This is a genomic window from Flammeovirga sp. EKP202, from assembly GCF_014534745.1.
Taxonomy (GTDB): domain Bacteria; phylum Bacteroidota; class Bacteroidia; order Cytophagales; family Flammeovirgaceae; genus Flammeovirga.
This window is the reverse complement of sequence record NZ_JACVVP010000053.1, coordinates 1-19,547: the sequence shown is the minus strand read 5'-3', so window position 1 is coordinate 19,547 and position 19,547 is coordinate 1. Positions and strand designations below refer to the sequence as shown.

General features: G+C 33.2%; 15 protein-coding genes and 1 pseudogene. 5 read left to right on the top strand and 11 right to left on the bottom strand.

Translation table 11 applies throughout. The annotated features are described in order from the left end of the window. Position 1: 1 nt before the first annotated feature. Both IC221_RS23635 and IC221_RS23630 read left to right on the top strand, forming a co-directional pair. Entirely contained in the window at positions 2-1,471 is a 1,470-nt protein-coding gene (locus tag IC221_RS23635) for a membrane dipeptidase (protein ID WP_188171314.1), read from the top strand. Positions 1,472-2,234: 763 nt separating this feature from the next. Continuing rightward, the gene (locus IC221_RS23630) at positions 2,235-3,710 is read left to right on the top strand and encodes a membrane dipeptidase (RefSeq protein WP_188171313.1); all 1,476 of its coding nucleotides are present in this window, start codon (positions 2,235-2,237) and stop codon (positions 3,708-3,710) included. A gap of 91 nt (positions 3,711-3,801) precedes the next feature. Here the strand turns inward: IC221_RS23630 and IC221_RS23625 are convergent, their stop codons facing one another. The 7 genes from IC221_RS23625 to IC221_RS23595 all read right to left on the bottom strand — a co-directional run bounded on the left by IC221_RS23625 (position 3,802) and on the right by IC221_RS23595 (position 11,418). Further along, positions 3,802-5,016 carry a hypothetical protein gene (locus IC221_RS23625; RefSeq protein WP_188171312.1) on the bottom strand — a complete coding sequence of 405 codons (1,215 nt, stop codon included), beginning with the start codon at positions 5,014-5,016 and terminating at the stop codon, positions 3,802-3,804. A 229-nt stretch (positions 5,017-5,245) separates the two neighbouring features. Next, complete coding sequence (locus IC221_RS23620) at positions 5,246-6,091, bottom strand: hypothetical protein (protein WP_188171311.1); 846 nt, start codon at positions 6,089-6,091, stop codon at positions 5,246-5,248. A 24-nt stretch (positions 6,092-6,115) separates the two neighbouring features. Beyond that, a complete protein-coding gene (locus tag IC221_RS23615; protein ID WP_188171310.1) occupies positions 6,116-7,222 on the bottom strand; it encodes a glycosyltransferase family 4 protein in 1,107 nt (368 codons plus the stop codon). A 3-nt stretch (positions 7,223-7,225) separates the two neighbouring features. Then, positions 7,226-7,579 carry a hypothetical protein gene (locus tag IC221_RS23610; RefSeq protein ID WP_188171309.1) on the bottom strand — a complete coding sequence of 118 codons (354 nt, stop codon included), beginning with the start codon at positions 7,577-7,579 and terminating at the stop codon, positions 7,226-7,228. Between the two features lie 2 nt (positions 7,580-7,581). Beyond that, positions 7,582-8,505 carry an HXXEE domain-containing protein gene (locus IC221_RS23605; protein ID WP_188171308.1) on the bottom strand — a complete coding sequence of 308 codons (924 nt, stop codon included), beginning with the start codon at positions 8,503-8,505 and terminating at the stop codon, positions 7,582-7,584. Continuing rightward, a complete protein-coding gene (locus IC221_RS23600; protein ID WP_188171307.1) occupies positions 8,499-9,668 on the bottom strand; it encodes a glycosyltransferase family 4 protein in 1,170 nt (389 codons plus the stop codon). Before IC221_RS23600 ends, IC221_RS23605 begins: the two co-directional genes overlap by 7 nt. A gap of 151 nt (positions 9,669-9,819) precedes the next feature. Next, positions 9,820-11,418 (bottom strand): hypothetical protein, encoded by a 1,599-nt coding sequence (locus tag IC221_RS23595; protein ID WP_188171306.1) that lies wholly within the window; start codon positions 11,416-11,418, stop codon positions 9,820-9,822. Positions 11,419-11,826: 408 nt separating this feature from the next. On the opposite strand from IC221_RS23595, the gene IC221_RS23590 reads away from it, so the two are divergent. Together IC221_RS23590 and IC221_RS23585 are read left to right on the top strand one after the other, a co-directional pair. Beyond that, on the top strand, positions 11,827-13,380 hold the full coding sequence (locus IC221_RS23590; RefSeq protein WP_188171305.1) for a BCCT family transporter: 1,554 nt from the start codon (positions 11,827-11,829) through the stop codon (positions 13,378-13,380). 162 nt (positions 13,381-13,542) lie between these two features. Further along, a complete protein-coding gene (locus IC221_RS23585) occupies positions 13,543-14,703 on the top strand; it encodes a hypothetical protein (protein ID WP_188171304.1) in 1,161 nt (386 codons plus the stop codon). A gap of 22 nt (positions 14,704-14,725) precedes the next feature. On the opposite strand, the gene IC221_RS23580 is transcribed toward IC221_RS23585, so the two are convergent. Then, on the bottom strand, positions 14,726-15,352 hold the full coding sequence (locus tag IC221_RS23580) for a methyltransferase domain-containing protein (RefSeq protein WP_188171303.1): 627 nt from the start codon (positions 15,350-15,352) through the stop codon (positions 14,726-14,728). A gap of 1 nt (position 15,353) precedes the next feature. Here IC221_RS23580 and IC221_RS23575 point away from each other — a divergent pair, with 1 nt between their 5' ends. Next, a complete protein-coding gene (locus IC221_RS23575) occupies positions 15,354-16,490 on the top strand; it encodes an HNH endonuclease domain-containing protein (RefSeq protein WP_188171302.1) in 1,137 nt (378 codons plus the stop codon). A gap of 63 nt (positions 16,491-16,553) precedes the next feature. On the opposite strand, the gene IC221_RS23570 is transcribed toward IC221_RS23575, so the two are convergent. From IC221_RS23570 to IC221_RS29620, 3 genes and pseudogenes are all read right to left on the bottom strand, one after another. Beyond that, entirely contained in the window at positions 16,554-17,192 is a 639-nt protein-coding gene (locus tag IC221_RS23570; RefSeq protein WP_188171301.1) for a hypothetical protein, read from the bottom strand. Positions 17,193-17,202: 10 nt separating this feature from the next. Continuing rightward, positions 17,203-19,401 carry a DUF2357 domain-containing protein gene (locus IC221_RS23565; RefSeq protein WP_188171300.1) on the bottom strand — a complete coding sequence of 733 codons (2,199 nt, stop codon included), beginning with the start codon at positions 19,399-19,401 and terminating at the stop codon, positions 17,203-17,205. Next, positions 19,392-19,547, bottom strand: a pseudogene (locus IC221_RS29620) (IS4 family transposase); the annotation flags it as partial. The pseudogene IC221_RS29620 and the gene IC221_RS23565, both read right to left, overlap by 10 nt.

The following is a 19,547-nucleotide window of genomic DNA, read 5'->3' as shown; positions in this document are numbered from 1 at the left end:
AATGAATAAGAAAATCTATATTGACTTCCATTGTCACCCTTCAATGAAACCCTTCGGAAAAAGTTTCAATAACTCAGAAACAAAAGGGAAAAATAGTCCTAATTTCAAAAAAAATAATAGCCTATTTCATAAGAAAAAAACAAACCCTATCAGCAAGTTATTCAACATTGTCACTACCATGACAAAGTTTACACAAACTGATTTACAGACACTTGCAAAAGGTGATGTACACGTTATTTGTGCCGCTTTATATCCAGTAGAAAAAGGTTTTTTGATCAATAAGCTGAAAACTGGACTCATCTCTGACGCACTTTCCAACTTAGCCATGGGAATTGGTAAAAAACGTATTGATCATGTTCAAGAACATCGTAATTACTTTGCAGATCTTGAAATGGAATACGACTTCTACAAGCAATTGGATAATCAAATTGTGGATATTCGAGGTAAAAAAGTGAAGTATAAAATTGTGAAAGGTTACCATGAACTCGAAAATATGGAAACCACGCCAGGGTATACAACCATTTATATTGTTTTATCCATGGAAGGTATGCATGCACTTAACACGGGATTAGATTGGGAAGACAGTAATTGCGACGAGCAAGAAGTACTTAGGAACTTAGAGACGATTAAAAACTGGGAACATCCGATCTTTTTCGTGACACTCGCTCATCATTTCTGGAATGAACTATGTGGGCAAGCACCATCTCTAAGTGGTATTGTGGGTTGGGCAACTGACCAAGAACATGGTTTGGACATAGGCATTACCCCTTTAGGTTATAAAGTTATCGATAAACTGCTTGACAACTCCTATCAGAAGCGAATGTTGATTGACCTGAAGCATATGAATCATAAGTCAAGAACGGCTTATTATAAACATCTTTCAACAAACTATGCATCAGAGAATATTCCTCTAATCGTAAGTCATGGTGCTTTAAATGGTAGACGAAACTTTGAGAACCCGATCCATGATCATGCTACAGGAAGTCAATTTCTGGATGGTGAAATCAACTTCTATGATGATGAAATTATTAAAATTGTGGAGAGTGATGGAATATTCTGTTTTCAACTTGATGAAAGACGCTTGATCGATGATCCAAAAAACATCAAAAAAGGTTTGACAAAGCATAAAATGAAATTCAATCAGTCACAACTTCTTTGGAGACAGATTCAACATTTTGTGGAGGTTTTACAATCCAGAGGTTATACTAATGTATGGAATCATATGGCAATTGGTAGCGACTTTGATGGAGTCGTCAATCCATTAAATGGTTTCTGGACAGGAGAAGAATATGCTAGTCTTTCTGAGTATTTGGTGAAACACGCCTCTAGTTATCTACAATCTAACAATTGTCCTTTAAAAGCTGAAAATAAAATAGCACCAACGGAAGCTATTGACAAAATATTCCGTTCGAATGCTTTACGCTTTATGAAAAAGAATTTCACTCAGAAAGTAGAGAATTTAATGGTGTAGATAGAGTAAAGTTGTAAACTAAGTTTTTGTTAGCTTTCAGTCCATATTCCTACTAGACTTTATAGAGGCTACTTCCAAACTTCCTTCTTCTTCATTTTTGTCTTAACACAAAAACGAAGCAAAAAAGTCAAGGCTTTGAAGTCAAAAGCTAAATTTCATTTCTCTCGCCTAAATGATTTTAAACTCGCTAAAGCTCAAACAAGAAAATCATTTTTAACGGCTCCTTAAATGAAATTCTTCACGCTTTTCCCTTCAAGGCCAAGGAAAGCAGTACCAAACGAATTGGGTAGAATGTCCACTGGCGCGAATATTAAGCGTTAGCGATATTCGTGTCCTACAGATCTGTAGAAACCTACCGATTTCTAAAAAAAACAAATGGCCGAAAGCTTAGTTTACAGTGTAGCAAATTACATTGTAAACTATATTGGTCTATCTAAAACTATTTTATCACTTTGATTTAAATGGAGTGATAAGATAGCTTGGATAAACGATATCCATTCATAACGCCTAAAAACACTAAGCCATTTATTTTCAGTAATTTACTGAAACAATATTAGATTTCACTTTAATTTTTGTATATTCATATAACATTCTGAATAAGTAAAAAAGACCTAATATTTATTTAGAAAATACACACAAATAGGATTATTGACCAGTGAAAATATTTGTGTGACTAACCCTGATACAAAAAGTAGGTTTGTGATTATTGAGACAAACCACTACTGATTATTCAAGAAACCTATTTCAACACCAAAAACTATTTATGAACAGTAAATTTTTCATTGACTTCCATTGTCACCCTGCTTTAAAACCACTTGGACAAAGCTTTAATGACAATAGAATTACTGGAAGAAACCATCAAAATTATAAAAAGAACAATAGTATATTTCACCAAATTAAACCCAATGTTTTTAAGAAAGTATTAAACCTTATTTCATCCTTAACAAAGTTTACCCAAACTGATTTAATGACTTTGGCAGAAGGTAATGTGCACGTCATCAGTGCTTCCATGTACCCTATTGAAAAAGGGTTTTTAATCAACCGTTTCAAGAAAGGCATTATCACCAATACCATAGGAAGTTTGGCCATGGGCGTTGGAAAAAGAAGAATAGGGTTTATTCAAGATCATGATAATTACTTTAAGGACCTTGAAATGGAGTACGAGTTTTACAAGGAACTCGACAATAAGATTGTGACGGTCAGAAATAAAAAGGTGAGGTATAAAATTGTCAATCACTATCAAGAGATTGAAAAAGAAATTCACTTACAAAATGGTATTAAAACCATCTTTATAGTGCTTTCCATCGAAGGGTTACATTCCTTAAACACGGGTTTAAATGCCAAAAAAAGTAAATGTAATCCTCTCGAAGTCAAAGCCAATGTAGACAAGATAAAAGCATGGGACCATAAAGTTTTGTACGCTACGGTAGCACATCATTTTTGGAACGAACTCTGCGGGCATGCGAACTCTTTAAGGGGAATTGTGGATTGGATTACAAATCAAGATTATGGGTTAGATAGAGGGATTACCACTTTAGGTTATGAGGTCATTGATAAGTTGCTTGACAACCAAAATGGAAATAGAATCCTAGTCGACGTAAAACATATGAATAAAAAATCTCGAAATGCCTATTATCAATATTTAGAATATAATTTCCCAAATGAGAATATTCCCATCATTGTAAGTCATGGAGCCTTAAATGGTTTGAAAAGTCACAAAAGCCCTATCAATGCAATTCCTGTTGGAAGATCTTTTATGGGAGGAGAAATTAATTTCTATGATGATGAAGTGGTCAAGATTGCAAAAAGCAAAGGTCTTTTTTGTTTTCAACTAGATGAAAGAAGGCTCATAAAGGATATTAAAAATGTTCCTAAGAGTTTCACCAAAAGAGGAATGTTAAGAAACAGATCGAGGTTACTTTGGAACCAAATTCAACATTTTGTAGAAGTATTAGATCGAGCACACCTTTCAAATGTTTGGGATAATATGGCAATTGGAAGTGACTATGATGGTATAATTAACCCTCTTAATGGCTTTTGGACAGCGAAAGAGACAGAAAGTCTATATAGTAATCTTGTCACACATGCGAAAAACTATTTTACTTCACCAACTTGCCCTCTTCAACCTCAAAATAAGATCGCTCCATCTACTGCGATCGATAAGATTTTTCGCTTAAATGCTTTGCAATTTTTAGAGAAGAATTTAAGAAATACTGCCCCTAAAAAACTTGTTCAATAAAAAAGAAAACCTCATCAAAACGAAATATCGTTTTATGAGGTTTCTTTGGTCGCTCAAGTCCATGAACCTAAGCGTATAGGCGAAAAGTAATTTACTCTGTCATTCCTGCTTCTGTAACGTAAGCAGTATATCTTGCTTTATAGTCATCAATAAATTTATCTATTGAAGCAAGTTGTCTTTTGTATTTTCCTTCTCCAAGCACCTTTAACTGTGCCGAATGTATTGCTACCTTTTCAAAATCTCTAGTAAATAATGCTGCTGCTACAATATTGAAATGTAAACCTCCAGCAACTTTTGCATTGATCTTCGCTTTCTTATCTCCTGTATTCTTTTCTTCTAAAGATTTTTCCCAAACTGCAATTGATAGATCAAGGTACTCTTTTGCTTTATTGAAATCTGACTCATTTTCCAATAAATGATAACCTAATATGGCATTATTGTAAGCCTCAGCGTGTTCTGGGTAAATATCTTTTTTACTTGCCCCCATAAACACCTTAATGCTTTTTTCCTCTACAACATAACCAAACAAATCATTCAATAAATCATTGGCCTTGTTCATCGTCAGCATGAGTAACATATCTTCGTTTTTACGAATGTCAGTTACTCTTTCTCTTAACCAAATTTCTTCCAACTGTACTGAATCTTTTTCTTCATCACGAATTACACGTGTAAAGTTATTTGAGTCATTGACAAAGCCATCGTATAAAATATTTCCGTCTTTGGTAGTTGCCGTTACTTTTACCGGGTTTTTAATCGTATACACATACCCATGATAAACGGTATCATTTTCAACCACTAATTGACGGTCAGTGTGTTCCATTCCAAGAAAAGTAAACTTAATGGTCGTCGCTGCACTTTCATCTACTGATATCCCTTTTAAAGAAATACGAGAATGTACTTGTGCTGAGCCATCTATCACTTTTGGATAAACAGGAGCTAACGGATAAGGTTGCTTTTTTACTAAAGTATCTGAAGGTCTACCATCACCTAATATAATATTAGACATGATTTTACTTCCTGTTGATGACGAATCATAAGCTGCTTGTCTTCTTTTTAAATCGGCGAGATCCTGAGCATACTTTTTATCGATATTAGCGATTATTGTTTCATAATCCTTTTTCATTTTAGCCACAGTCTCTTTATTTGATGATTCTGTAGTAAACTTTACTTTCCTTTCTGCTTTAGGGAAAGGCTTCGAAGGATATTGTAAATAACTGAATTTTACTTTCTCATTTTTTACTTTTTGAGCAAAACTAGAAATGTTCACCAACAATAAAGAGAAAGCCAAAAGTAGGAAGTATTTCATAATTTTAGAGTAGTTGAGAGTGCACAATGTATTATTAAAAAATAGTGGTAGAAGTTCTCTCACTTCTTATTTAATTCATAAAAAACTAAAAGCCGAAATTAACAAAGAAAAAACAATAATTAAAAATTGATAGTGGAGACTTTGTCGGAGTTTACTTTTTACTGCTCTTTAAAAAACATCCTTGCGAGCCGATCTAGACTAAGTTTTCGTCAAATTTTAATCAGCTTTTTTACAGGTATTTACAGGATCTACTTTCATTTCTCCTTCTTTTTGCTCTTTCAAACTGATTATCAAATCTGCGTTTAAAGGGAAGGAAAATGTGTTTCTCTTGATAAGGAATTGTTTCCAACATACTATTATAGCCACAACCTGTCACGATTAATTTTGCTTGTTCAAATAATGAAAACGCAGGGTACTGATGTATCACTTTTATGGAATCATTTTGTAATGTTAATTTTGGTGTATTGATTATTATAGGCAATGGTATTTTTTTATACGTTTCATGTTTTTTAAGTAAATCAATCAAAGCATCTATTTCTTGTTGAGGACCTGAATGATTAATGAGATAAAATTTCTCCTCAATGGTTTTCTTTTTGATTTTATAGTCTGTTGGATAAAGCTTTAAATGATGAATGGTTTGGGCATTATCCTCAATAAATTGAAACTGCTTTTTATCCAAGAAATCGATGATATACGTATGATCAAAATTTATTTTCAAACTCTTTAAACCTCCATAGTAAATGTCCCATCTTAAATATCGGGCTATATAATGCAATCGACATTGATTTGGAATTAAACCTGGGTTGATTTCTTTGAATAAGCCTAAAGGAAAGGTATCAAGGTACAGATCAGAAATTGAATATTTTTTAAGCTGTAAAAGTAAGAAAGGGAAAAGGCTTTTTTTATTTTGGAAATCTTCTGGATCAATCACGATACATTTATCACTAGGAAAAACTTTTGTGGCCCAAACTGTAGAGAAAATGAGATAATCCTCATCGATATTTAGCATTGAGATAAGTTTTTGGACTCTTGTAAGGTGTCCTAAACCTCCTCCTAGAATATAGAATAATTTCATGGTGATTGTTATTTTGCTCAAGCACTAATCTGCTATATTTTCCACAAATGATTTTATCTCATTTTCCAAAGTATAGTTCTCCTTGATATCATGATAAAGGTTTTCCCCTAATTGGATTCTATTATTTTCGTTCATCTGAGCAACGTGTTGAAGCTTTAAAGCACAATCCTCTTCATTGAGATTTTCGAATAGCAATCCATTTTCACCATCGTCAATTACATCTTTCATTCCATCTACAGCACTAGCAATCACCGGTATTTTCAATCCTCCTGCTTCTAATAGAACATTAGGCATACCTTCATAAAAAGAGGGAATACTCAGCCAATCACAGTACAAGTAATAAGGAATCAACTCGTACCTGCTTACATTTTCCAACTGCACATACTTCACCCCTATTTCATCTAATAATGCCTGATCAGAAGCTGTAATTTCTCCAGTAAATAAAAATAAAAACTGATGAGCAACCAATGAGCGTTTTAAGGCATTTAGAAAAAAAGTAAACCCTTTCTTTTCTTTGATAAAACCAAAAAGTCCAATGATGATTTTTCCATTATGAGCACTTCTAAATGCATTGGCCTGTTGTATTTCTTGGGGGGTAGCATTCCATAAATTCAAATCAATACTGTTGGGAGTGAAATACGCCTTTTTATAATCAAAGACTTTCTCCATCCTTCTGATTTTATCTGTACTGTTAGTGAAAATGGCCGATGCATTTTGGATCAAGCGTTCTAAATTAAACGCATCCTTGGCATTGAATAAAGAAACATCAAAATCATTTCCTCTAAAACAAAAATAGTAAGGGACTCCTAATAATTTATGAAGAACATAGATCCCTTCTTTGACCAAATTACCTCCCCATCCCATGATACAGTCCACTTTTCCATCAAAATTATTATCCAGATAAGTCGCCGTAAGGTGAAGTGTATGTGCTTTAGAGTGAGCAAATGGAATATAGGTGTATGATCCACTCTGCTTCGTCAATGTTTTAAAAGGCTTTCCTTTTCTGTAAAAATGAATAATATGAATTTCAAAACCTTTACTTTTTAGCCCTTCTACTATTCTATCACACGACTCTGCCATTCCACCTTGTTGAGGAGGATAATTTTCAGTGAGCCAAAGTATTTTTCTCATTGTTTAACTATCAAAAAAGGAAACATCGGATTCATCAAATTCATCTGAATCCATTTCTTGCTGCTCAAATTCATCCACCATTATACCCGCCTCATCAGATATCAAATCGGTATAAGCCATCAACTCCATGTCTTCTTCTTGCTCATGGTACCTTCTCCTTTGCATGTACCAATACCAATTATCATATAAAAACAAGCTATTATCATCCTCTCTTAAACTATAGCAGGATTTGCACAACCCCTCTTCTGTAAAGTGATCATTGCAAATATATTTCCCACATTCTTCACATTGATGTTCGGCCTTGTTCTCACATTTTTTCAATGTAAAGATCCCTACCTTTTGTTCACAAGTATTCATGTTTATTTCTTTTTGATCTGTAAAAATGGTTGTTGAAGAAACCCTATCCATTGATTCAGTACATCCTTTGAATTTGCTTTTTTATCTTGCAGTTTGAGTTTACTTTTATATTCCCACATTCCATTATTCAATTCAAATAAATTAGATTTCCCACCTGAATTATTATTTGAAGAATGGGCATATTCACTTTTCATCACATCATAATATTGACAATCAAAAAGTACTTTGTAAGAGATTTTGTCTAATGCATTTTCCTTTTTCTTGTATTTCAATTTACCTGATCTACTCCTCTTCTTCCAATTCTGAGTTCTAAAAAAACAATCATCATGAAGAACAACTTTCACACTATCACCAATACTAAACTTCAGTTTCAAGTACTCTTTTTTGTAAATCACTATATTCCTCACACCTCTTTTAAATCGGTCAATTATTTTCTCTTTTTCATTTACAGGTGTACAATCTAGGCTTAGATCAACTTTCTGTTTTGGGCCGAAATCCTGAAGTAGAATATAAACTAAACACTTCAACACCTCTTCATTATTTATCTGAAAAGGGGAATACTTTGTCTGACTTCTAAAGTAAATCGTCATCCCAACCGTAATCACTAATAAAACGAATAGAAAGATTCCTAAGAAAAAAGCATATTTTACATAAGCCACAAAAACCAATGCTGCTAGTGCCAGGCTTCCAAAAATACCATAGCCATTGATAAAATCCCGTTTGCCTTTGATCAAAGTGTAATACAATGAAAATTTATGAATCAAATGGTAGAGTTCTTTTAATGAAAATCGGCCTTCCAGCTTTCTACTTTCAATAAATTCGATTTCCTGAGCATTCAAATTTTGTCTGAAAACAGTATGATCTCCGTATTTTTCCTTTGCTTCAGGATATTTGATCCGTAATGGGTATTGCGTCATGTTTAGCATACTATATTTTCTTCAATTAATTGATGATACACATTTTGTAATTTTTGGGTTTGAATTGCCCAAGTATATTGATTTTGGATTTTCTGAAAAGCATTTTGAGAGAGTAACTCTCGTTTTTTGGGATCTGAAAGCAATAAGTAGAGACTTCTACCCAATTCACGAGGACGTTCTGATTGAATTAAAATACCGTCCTGATCATGTGTGACAATCTCTTGTGTCACTTGTAGACTGGAAGCAACAACAGGAACCTTATGCGCCATTGATTCCAGAATTTTCAAAGGAGAACAGCCTTGTTCAATATTCCTTGCATCCTCTTTCAATGGTGCTACTGAAATTAAGGCATGCTGCAACCATTGAGACAGTTCTTGTTTACTTAATTGATATTTCCATATCACGTGATCTTCCAACTCCAATCTTCTGACCAATTTTTGTAGTAATTTTGATTCTCTTGGCCTTGTCGAACAACAAATCACCAGTTTCAAATCAGGCTTCATTTTCAACAAATAAGGAAAACTTTTAAGGAGAATATCGACTCCCTGCCACTTTTGAACTGCACCAAAATAGATGATATATTCCTCTTGGATTAGCTTTGGGTAGTGCAGTTCACAAATTTCCGCACCGTTAGGAATTACGTCTATTTTCTGTTTTTCTATTCCGTAGTTTTGGATGATACGCGTTTGAATGAGTTGAGAAGGCACCACTATTTTATCACTTTTTTCAAGACATAATTTCTCTAAATTCCTGATCTTCTCAATCGAACTTTTAGAAAGTAAAGGATAGCGATAAGGCAATTCCACCGACGGAAAACTATTGACCTCAAAAACCGTTTTGTAATTTCTTTCCCCTCTCAATACGGCTTGAGCTGACCAAATATCTCTATAGTGGACTACTTCTAAAATCGGCAAAGATTGTATCTCTTTATAAAGTTCATTCGCATAGTATTGTGTACGTTTCCAAAAGTTTGGAATTTGCTTTTGCATTCTTTTCAGCTGCACACTCCCCTCCCATTCTTCGCTTAAATACTCTTGATTTCCTAAAGTGAACAACATTCCTCCAGCAAAAAAATCAAAAAGGGCATTGGCAAAATAAGTGATATGTGTAGAGGCCCCTTTACTTGTAGGAAACAAGTCAAAAGCACAATATAAAGCTCTATGTTTTTTCAAGTCCGCTTACATTAAAAAATTCAATCTAAGTTAATAAAAAAATGGGTTGTGTACTTTATTGCTTTTGAGTGAAATTTCAAATAAATCTTTATGTCAAGTATCGGCTTAACACTTGCGATAAGAAAAATGGAAAATAGGTTTTGTAACGGCTCTAAAAAGTAGGTAAAGGTACTTGATTTACTTTCAATACATTGATAGGTTCTGGTTTATAATAATTATCTGGTCTATTATAGATAAACCAAGACTGTTTTTGAAATGAGAGCTCAAATGGTAATATCACCTCAAGTACAGCATCTTCTTTACTTGATTTAGGACTTAACGTCACATTGTTAGTTCCTCCGTTTAGTATCTCAGATCTAATAAATTCGTCAACCTTCGCATCAAACTTTTCATTTACTTTATTTAGAATCTGATAACTTCTTGCATACCCATCAAGATCAATATTAAATTTTACTAATAGTGGGTGATAGACGTCATAGAAAACAAAAAATTGATCTTCTATATATTTCTGAAAAAGACTACCTATCCTATTGAATTTTAGATTTTTAGGATATTTCACATGGTATTTTTTAAGTTGTTCATCATGCGTAAAAGTGATTTTTTTAATCAAACCCTTCTCCACTGTAATCTGCTTCATGGTATTATCAAAAGGGTCATTAAAATCAAAAGTACCTGTAAAGTCTCTTCCTTGGCCAAAATCAAATAAACATTTTGTAATGTTTCCTTCAAAGTCAAACTCCACATTCTTGTAGATGTAAATCAATTTTCCATCTTTGTACACATCACCATCCATCACTTTATTATTCTCTATATTTTTCTTAATGGCAATTTTCCCATTGTAATACATGAAGTACTCTCCATGAAGTACATTCATGCTATTATTTTTATAATCAATCTCATAGACGAGTTGATCGTCAAGTGTATAATATTGCTTTGTATAATATCCTTTGAAAATACCTTTAACTTTTGAGTAATATTTAGCTATGGAAACATCCTTTACTTCCTTAAAATGATCATTATAATAAACCTTTTCATCATCATTATACATTTGAGACATATGAGCAATATTGATTAATCCAGCTACTTCATTGTCATCCAAATTCGAATTTTCATCATATTGAAAACCTAAATAGGAAATGTAACCTCCGTTAGTCTCTTTTATTGAGTCACTCTGTGCAATTACATTATCATACTTTGAGAAAAAATGATCAACCATCAGATCGATACTCTTTTTCTTGGGATGAATTTCTTCCCAAATCTCATCTTCATACTTTTTGGCTATGTAAGTTTGATATATCAATCCTCCAATACCAAAAGTATAGATTTTAGCAAATACTGTACTATCAAACTCCGCTACAAATTGCACATAGGTTTTTCGCTTTTTTAATTTCCCTCTAAAATGAATATTTTGTGCGACAAAAAACGAATCCTGACCTATCATCAAAGAGGTATATCTTTTAGGATCAAGCTTCCCAATGAATCCTTGAGCACTTTTTTTATACAACTTGGTATCGTAGTAGGACATTAAATATTGACTCTGATTTCCTTCAATATCATATACTTTCCCCGGTATATACCTTCCTAATGATTTCGATACCGAAACCGTAGATGAAAAAGAAAGAGGATCGAAATAACCATGAATAGGATTACCTCCAGTATCAAATTGTAACCCTACCTCTACTTGTGCCTTTGATGAAAAGGATAAAAGAAATAATAAAATTGAAAAAAGAATTGAAGTCTGTTGTTTCATGTTTGCTAATAATAAAAAGATGGTCAACAAAGATAATTAATTTATGTCGTAAGTATTAAACAGAGGCACATGTAAAAACGCTTTGATGAATCAGCCAGGATCTACAATTGTGAAAAGGAAGGATTAACGCAGAAATAGATTATCTCAATAAAATACTACACTCATAGAGGTTATTTCTTAATAAAGTCTCATAATATTTATTTTTGATACAATTATCCCTATTTTTAAAACAATTGATTAGATATTATGAGGTATTATTTCATTCAATATTTGAATAGATAATATATGATTTTGGTTGTATTACATTATCACCTTTTTAGGGTAGCTACTCCCTCTCCCAGAGATTGAATAGTCTCATTTTATCATAAAAGCATCTCAGCTTTTAGCATTAAAAAAAGAAAAACCTTTATGAGTCACCTAAGAAGTGATCAAAAAACCTTTTGGGGCATTAAAGCAAATGCCACCGTTTCCATTACGTCCATACTTATCATCTTTACACTGGTTGTCAGCACTTTGATTGTCGGTGAACCGATGGAAGAATGGTTCAAAAAAACACAAACAACTGTAGCCAATAATGTAGGATGGCTATTTATTTTACTTGTCAATAGTCTTTTATTTTATGCTATTTATTTAGGTTTTAGCAAATACGGTAAAGTTAGAATTGGAGGAAAAGATGCAAAGCCTGAGTTTTCTCAAACGGCTTGGTTTGCCATGCTTTTCAGTGCCGGAATGGGTATTGGATTATTATTTTGGTCGGTAGCAGAACCTGTTTTCCATTTCAATGGCAACCCTTTCCTCAAAGAAGGAGGTTCTGAAGCTGTAGCAGCCGAAAAAGCAATGGGCATAACATTCTTGCATTGGGGTGTTCATGCTTGGGCTTTATATGCAGTGGTTGGGCTGGCATTGGCCTTTTTTACTTTCAACTTAAAGTTACCATTAACCGTACGATCTATATTTTTCCCGTTATTGGGTAAAAGAATATATGGACCCATTGGGGATGTCATCGATATCATTGCCGTGATTGCTACTTTATTTGGATTGGCAACGTCGCTCGGGTTTGGGGTATCACAAGTCAACGCCGGCTTAAATTATTTATTCGATATTCCGACCACCAATGCTGTTGAATTGATCTTAATTGCCATCATCACATTGTTCGCTACCTTATCATTAGTACTGGGCCTCGACAAAGGGATCAGAATGTTAAGTGAATGGAATATGCGTTTGGCTTTAGGATTAATGCTCATGGTTTTACTCGTAGGGCCTACTCTATTTATATTAAAATCATTTGTCCAAAATATAGGTTATTATGTTTACGAATTCTTTGAGCTCAGCTTTTGGACGAACTCTTATAAAGGTGTTGGCACAGATAAAAACTGGCAGAATTCATGGACGGTCTTTTATTGGGCTTGGTGGATCTCTTGGTCACCATTTGTAGGAATTTTTATTGCTCGAATTTCAAAAGGAAGAACGATCAAAGAGTTTGTATTGGGTGTGTTAATTGTTCCTTCTTTACTTACATTTTTATGGTTGAGTGTATTTGGAGGAAGTGCTTTATACCAAGAACTTATTGGGAATCATTCCATCACTGAAGCAGTCAATAAAAATGTAGCAACTGCAATTTATTTTCTATTGGAACAGTACCCTTTCACCACGTTTGCATCAATTCTCACCGTGATTCTAGTGACAAGCTTTTTTGTTACTTCTTCTGATTCGGGTTCCTTTGTGGTAGACACCTTAACCTCAGGAGGAAGACATGATGCACCGGTAGGACAAAAAATATTCTGGGCTTCTATGGAAGGACTCATCGCAGGTGTTTTACTCATGGGAGGTGGATTAACCGCATTACAAACAGCCTCTATCCTAACCGGACTCCCCTTCTCCATCATCATCATCATAATGTGTTTTAGTTTCTACAAAGCACTCTCCGATTATTACGATGAGCATTATCAAAGGAAAAAATAATGTACAGCTCGCTCATTTCTAAAATGTAGGCGGCTATTAAGTACTAAGACAAAAATAAATTAGAATTAACTATGATTTTTTTTGTCTTAGTACTTAGTGTTTACCTTTCTAATTTCAATCAATACTTTACATCTCTTCAATAACTTCTCAAAAGCTATACAGATGAAATACATCGTCTCTTTCTTAATTATACTTTTATCTATTTCAATTTCCTCAGAAGCACAAGATAAACCTGAAATCAAGGTTGGAGGAGCCTTAAGGTTTAATTATAACAATTCAACTTGGAAAGATCATCATCAGGATAATGGTGGTGAATTTGGCTATGATATGTTTGCTATAAAACCCACTGCTTCTTACAAAGGCATCGGGCTCAATGCTGAAATTCGTTTCTATTCTCAGTCTTTTGGTGGAATATTCTTAAAACAAGGTTGGTTTGATTATGATATTTCGGACAAAAATCAAATACAACTTGGTCTCGCACAAGTCCCTTTTGGAATCACCACCTACAACTCCCATAACTGGTTTTTTAGCATCAATTATTACGTTGGCTTAGAAGATGATCATGATATGGGGTTAAAGTTCATTCATAATGATGAAAAATGGGCTTATGATTTCGCTTTTTTTAAAAATGCGGAAGAGCTAGATTTTGGAGGAAATACAGATATTTCCAATAGTCGTTATGCTTATGATGTGGGTTCAATGGATGAAAATGGTGATGGTGATCTACAATACAGAAACAAAGAAGTTAATCAACTGAATGCGAAAATTCTTAGAAAATTAGGAAAAGAAGATTTCACACATTCCATTGGCCTGTCCGGACTGTTTGGAGGACTTTATAACCTAGATACAAAAAGTACAGGTACACATTATGCTGCAGCTTTTCACTATGAAATGAACTATAAAAAATGGAACCTGAAGGCTCAGGTTTCTCATTATAAAAAATCACCTGATGCTCCCGATGGAGAAAGAACAGATGTAATCGCTTTAACGGCTTACGGAGCTCCCTATCTTGTAGCCGCTGAAGCTTCCACTTATACACTAGGTATTAGTTTCACCCAACCTGTAGAATGGGGTCCCATCTCATCCCTAGAATTTTACAATGATTTTGGTGTAGTCGATAAAACGGAAGCTAGTTTCTATGACTCCTTCCAAAATGTGACAGGCTGCTTAGTGACAGCAGGCTTGATGTATATTTATATTGATGGAGCTCTAGGAAAAAATCAACCTTGGATTGATCCCAATTTTAATACAGCTTTGGCCTACGGAACTGAAGACGCCGATTGGCATATGCGATTTAATATGAACTTTGGGTTTTATTTTTAGAAGGCTAGTAAAAGCTTTTCTATCACATATATTTTCTCAACTGGAGAAGCTCTTGGAGTATCACTTTGGCTTTTTGAGCTTTTCCAGCATATTTTCTTTTTTCTAGAATTTCGAACCCATATTTACTTTTATAAACTTTTACACTTACAGTTTCCATTAAAAGATTTTCTTCAGAAGGTTTTTGATAAACATAAATCTCACAATGTTTGGCCTTAAAAAGAGATGGGAAAGGAAGTACAACATTACATTGATATGTAGGTAACTTATGTATTGCATGCATTCGAATCCCTTCTTTCAATAGATCTCTACGAACGGTAAAATATGCTTTCCCTTTAGGTTTTAATAAGTAAGAGACCTCAGCCAAAATTCTAGTTTGTTCTTCCTTGTCCACTACATTCAAAACATAATGGCAGATGATCGTATCGTATTTACTTTTGGGGAATTCAGGAATATAAAATTTATCATACGATTCGATATCTATTCTTTTAAGGGTTAATTCTTCAACATCTTTTCCATGCCCAGCTCCAAAATCAAGGACTTTACCTACTAATAAGTTTTTTTCAAGTAAAAAACGTGAGGGGAAGGATATACTTTTTCGGTGAATAGCCGTAAGTTCGGGATAATGTTTAACTGTTGTATTTTTTAGCATAATGAATCGTTTGAGTAGTAATAGTAATGAGGCTTTCCAACTGATCAGCCATATTTTACAGAAAGATAGTAAATCATCGTCTTACAAATTAGCTTTACTCAGAGGAATTATTGAGATATTTACTGAAAATCAAGCTTTAGTCTATGAAGAAGAGAATAACTGTTTTATTCCACTAGGTCCATTGACTGAAAAATGGTTATTCTATTATTTGCCTTTCGTGTATCATGAAGTGTATCAAAACTCAGCCGGACCCATTGTCTTTTATCAACCTTTAAAAGAGCTACAACAATGTTATAAAGGGGAGCTGTTAGACATTGAAAAAAGTATTCTGAGAGACATCAAAAACGGTTTTCCCAACCCCAATAGAAGAATAAAATACCATACTTGTATTCACGAAATAGCTCAATGTATTTACAAAAATCCTATGCGATATACATTGAACCAGTATTTCAAAGGTGAGTATCAATTTTATCAAAAAAGAAAATCTATTCCATCCCTAAAAAAATTAGATATCAGTAAAGAAATTTTCAGAAATGACATTCATGATCATTTAGGCTATATCGCTTTTAGGGCAGAGGTAAGATATGGTTTAGAGCTATTCGGTTCATTTCTTATTGGGGAAAACTCTATTATCAATAACTGGGCAGACTTAACGCTTAATTTCAAGAAAAATAAATCACTCCCATTCAAGAAAAACGAAATTGTTGAGTTGCTCTATCATTCCAATAATATCAGAAGTGTTGATCCTCCTAGAAGTTATTATGAAAAAGTCCAAAGCAAAGGAGAACTCTTCTGCTTATGGACACTTAAACCCCTAAAAGGAAACTTTGAAACCGACCATATCATCCCATGGTCATTTTGGAAAAATAATGATATATGGAATTTGGTTCCTGCGTCAAGAGAAACCAATAACAACAAAAGTGCTAAAATCCCTTCAGCAAAATTACTCCTCTCCCGAAAAAAAGAACTTATCAATATATGGCAACAAACTCATTCTGAATACAAAGATCAATTTGAAAGGGAAGTCGCTCTTACCTTGAACATTCCAAAACAAGACTTCTCTTATGAGAAAATCTTTGAGAAGCTGATTGAGAAAGTTGATTATTTGATTGGTGAATTGGGGATGGAGAAGTGGTAGTTATATAATTGAGGGGTAATATTTATTGAATAGTACATATTCTTTTTACTTCTTAAAAGAAAACTAATATGTAAAAAACTCCCAATCAATTTTATCTTTTTGATTAATTGGTAATAGTTCTATCTTTTTTAATAATGGAACTCTATGTTGAACACCACAGATAAATACACCATGATCAAAGGGTTTTTGATCATAAATACTCAAAATGTTTTGGATCATGACACCCTCCCTTTTATGATGAATTTCTTCTTCATTATAATATTCACGAATAGCTCTTCCCAATCCATTTTCATCTAAAATATACCCTTCCAAAGCATGTAATTGATCTAGTACTTTACATACCTCATCACTATTTAAATATTTAAACCCCTTTATTGAAATATTTTCTAGATGAATATTTAGTAAGTGTATATAGTCTCTTCTGTTAAATAGATTAGACATAGAAAACAATTGATCAAAACTAAAATTATAAGTATCTACAGGGTAATGTCTAGCCTTATTCTTTTTTATAAATTTTTTCACTGCAAGGGACTCAACCGTTTTTGGTTTTCCAAACCATGAAAAAACTTCTTTAAATGTCTTTTCATCCAATTCATCAAATAAAACATCAGGCTTTAGTTGATCTAATATTTTTATTAATTCGTCACTATTACATTTCCCCATTTCTTTATGAAAAGAGGAAATAATTGTTACTCTTGCCATATTATTATGCTTAAGATGTTAGTTCTTCTAAGTTTGTTACTTTAGGTACTCCATGAGAATTTACAACCATTTTTTGTATATCAAAACAATAGTCTTTAAACCTCCCATCTTCTAAATCTCCCAATTCAAAAATGAAGTATTGGCGTTCAATAGAATCTTGTGAAGGATAATTTTTCAATCTAGACTTAAGGTCAATAGACGGTCCATTAGGTTTGATCTCATAGATATATTGTCTATTATGATCTTTAATATCATACAATAATAAAAGTTTAGAAGACAGTAACTCAGGAGTTAATCGCATTCCTCCCATACGATCTGCATCTGCTCTTAGGTTGTACTTCATCTGAGATTGAATCCACTGAAGGTGCTCTTCATTTTTAAATACACCTACAATAACATTTACCTCTTTTGGAATTAATCGAACACCTCCAATCATCTCAGGTAAATACACATCTGTTTTGATATTTTTCTCTTTTTCTAGAATCTGATTTTGGAAGTACGACAAGTGTTCTCTTTGTGAAGATCTATTGATAAAATGGTTAACAACTTCTTTTATAAATTTCTTGATTTCGTATTGACCGTATTTATCTCTGGTAGGTTTCATTGGAAAAGCACCAAGACCTGGAAGAATTTCATGAAAACTTTTTATCTGATCACTTTCATTACTCCCAGGATAAATAACATAGGCTCCACTTGATCGTCGTATTGCATCTTTATATGCATGCATCTTTAATAGGTCAACTCTTTTGTAATCGTTTTTAGTTTTGTCCTCGATGTTGTCTTCTCCCAATAATTCTGAGATATTATTGACCTTATATTTCGCATCAAAATGAATATGGGTAATTACATCTTTAGATTCAGCTTGATCTTCATCGAATTCAGATGGCCAAATTGACAAAGTATAGTCCGGCCTCATTTGTTTTGTCCAACTTCCCTTCTCATGTATATTTTGATTACTACTAAATGTTCTATTATAACTGAACCTAATATTTAATGATCTCCCTTGATCATTATATTCCCCTTCTAAAGCCGTTTGAAAACCTTGTTTCAATTGTAGTCCTAATCCATCTTTAGTATTAGAAATAAGATTATCGATTTGTTTTGGGTTGATTTTAAATATCTCTTTTATTATTTCTAAGAGAGCAAAAAACACCCAATATTCATATAAAGTAGCTACATCTCTTTTTCCTACAGCATAAACATCGTCTCCACCTTTCCATATTAGTTTTGCAGCAAGATCAAACATTAACCATGATTTATAAATCTCACGGTAACCCGATTTCCTTTGTAATAATGGATTATTACCAGGCATCATTTTTAAATTACTTACTTCTCTGAATAACTGCTGCTGACAATATCTATCTAAAGTGTAAATAAGTTGATTTAGTTCGGTTCTGAATTTACTTTCTTTAGAATGCTTTTCTTTGATTATCTTTTTTAGATCAACACAAAAATTGAGATAATTTTCTAATACAAATTTTATGAATTGATTTTCAATGGTATCAACAGAATCTATTCTTCTAAAGGTTGAAACCTTTCTCGGCAAAGATGATAATCCATTCTGATTAGAAACAGGAACTCTATCATTTGACTTAGCAAATTGTTTTGCTATTCTGTTATCTATTCTTCTAACTCTTGAGGAATCAATATACTCCTCTTCCTGACTCCATTTCTTATTAGGGTTTTCTAAAACTTGATGAATGGATTCCTCGAATTCATCAGAATCTACAATAGATTTCACAAAAGAAAACTTTTGATAAAGACTCTTCGAACTTTCTTTATGGTCAATAGTATAGCTTTGATTTACTGGTGCATTTACTTGCATAATTAAATCAGTACAATACTCCGAAATATCAGAAAGCATTTGACGATAGTCCTTTCTATAAGTTGCTTTTAAAGATCGTACTTCCAAAAGCAATTTATCTACTTTTACACCCGCCTTTAGAATATTAATAGACAAAGAACCAACAAAAATATTGGGTTTAATTACCCCTCTATTAGAATCAATGGAAGAACGAAAAACAATATTTTTGTCTTCTTCAAATGTATATTGACTATCGTTTATCTCCCACTCATAAGTAAAACCTTCTACTAATTGATAAGGTGATTCAGCATTTTCGTAAGCTACTTCTTTTTCAACTTCGTATAAAACAGGTTTATTTTCTGCTTGGGGTGTGATAATAATTTCAACTCCTTTTTCTAAGTACATGACAAAAAACGTGTAGTTAGAAAATTTTGATCTCTATCCACTGGATTTAGTAACTTATCAGAGATATAGTCTAACCCATATTTGAAGAAACTTTTAGCTCTTCTACCATGCTTCAATATTCTTATTTTCTTGACATTATGGTGAAG

What these genes read in the sequence shown, in the direction of transcription:
- IC221_RS23635 (WP_188171314.1), top strand. Translation starts at nt 2, where the DNA reads ATGAATAAGAAAATCTATATTGACTTCCATTGTCACCCTTCAATGAAA.
- IC221_RS23590 (WP_188171305.1), top strand. Translation starts at nt 11,827, where the DNA reads ATGAGTCACCTAAGAAGTGATCAAAAAACCTTTTGGGGCATTAAAGCA.
- IC221_RS23625 (WP_188171312.1), bottom strand. Translation starts at nt 5,016, where the DNA reads ATGAAATACTTCCTACTTTTGGCTTTCTCTTTATTGTTGGTGAACATT.
- IC221_RS23580 (WP_188171303.1), bottom strand. Translation starts at nt 15,352, where the DNA reads ATGCTAAAAAATACAACAGTTAAACATTATCCCGAACTTACGGCTATT.
- IC221_RS23585 (WP_188171304.1), top strand. Translation starts at nt 13,543, where the DNA reads ATGAAATACATCGTCTCTTTCTTAATTATACTTTTATCTATTTCAATT.
- IC221_RS23630 (WP_188171313.1), top strand. Translation starts at nt 2,235, where the DNA reads ATGAACAGTAAATTTTTCATTGACTTCCATTGTCACCCTGCTTTAAAA.
- IC221_RS23595 (WP_188171306.1), bottom strand. Translation starts at nt 11,418, where the DNA reads ATGAAACAACAGACTTCAATTCTTTTTTCAATTTTATTATTTCTTTTA.
- IC221_RS23615 (WP_188171310.1), bottom strand. Translation starts at nt 7,222, where the DNA reads ATGAGAAAAATACTTTGGCTCACTGAAAATTATCCTCCTCAACAAGGT.
- IC221_RS23570 (WP_188171301.1), bottom strand. Translation starts at nt 17,192, where the DNA reads ATGGCAAGAGTAACAATTATTTCCTCTTTTCATAAAGAAATGGGGAAA.
- IC221_RS23610 (WP_188171309.1), bottom strand. Translation starts at nt 7,579, where the DNA reads ATGAATACTTGTGAACAAAAGGTAGGGATCTTTACATTGAAAAAATGT.
- IC221_RS23575 (WP_188171302.1), top strand. Translation starts at nt 15,354, where the DNA reads ATGAATCGTTTGAGTAGTAATAGTAATGAGGCTTTCCAACTGATCAGC.
- IC221_RS23565 (WP_188171300.1), bottom strand. Translation starts at nt 19,401, where the DNA reads ATGTACTTAGAAAAAGGAGTTGAAATTATTATCACACCCCAAGCAGAA.
- IC221_RS23620 (WP_188171311.1), bottom strand. Translation starts at nt 6,091, where the DNA reads ATGAAATTATTCTATATTCTAGGAGGAGGTTTAGGACACCTTACAAGA.
- IC221_RS23605 (WP_188171308.1), bottom strand. Translation starts at nt 8,505, where the DNA reads ATGCTAAACATGACGCAATACCCATTACGGATCAAATATCCTGAAGCA.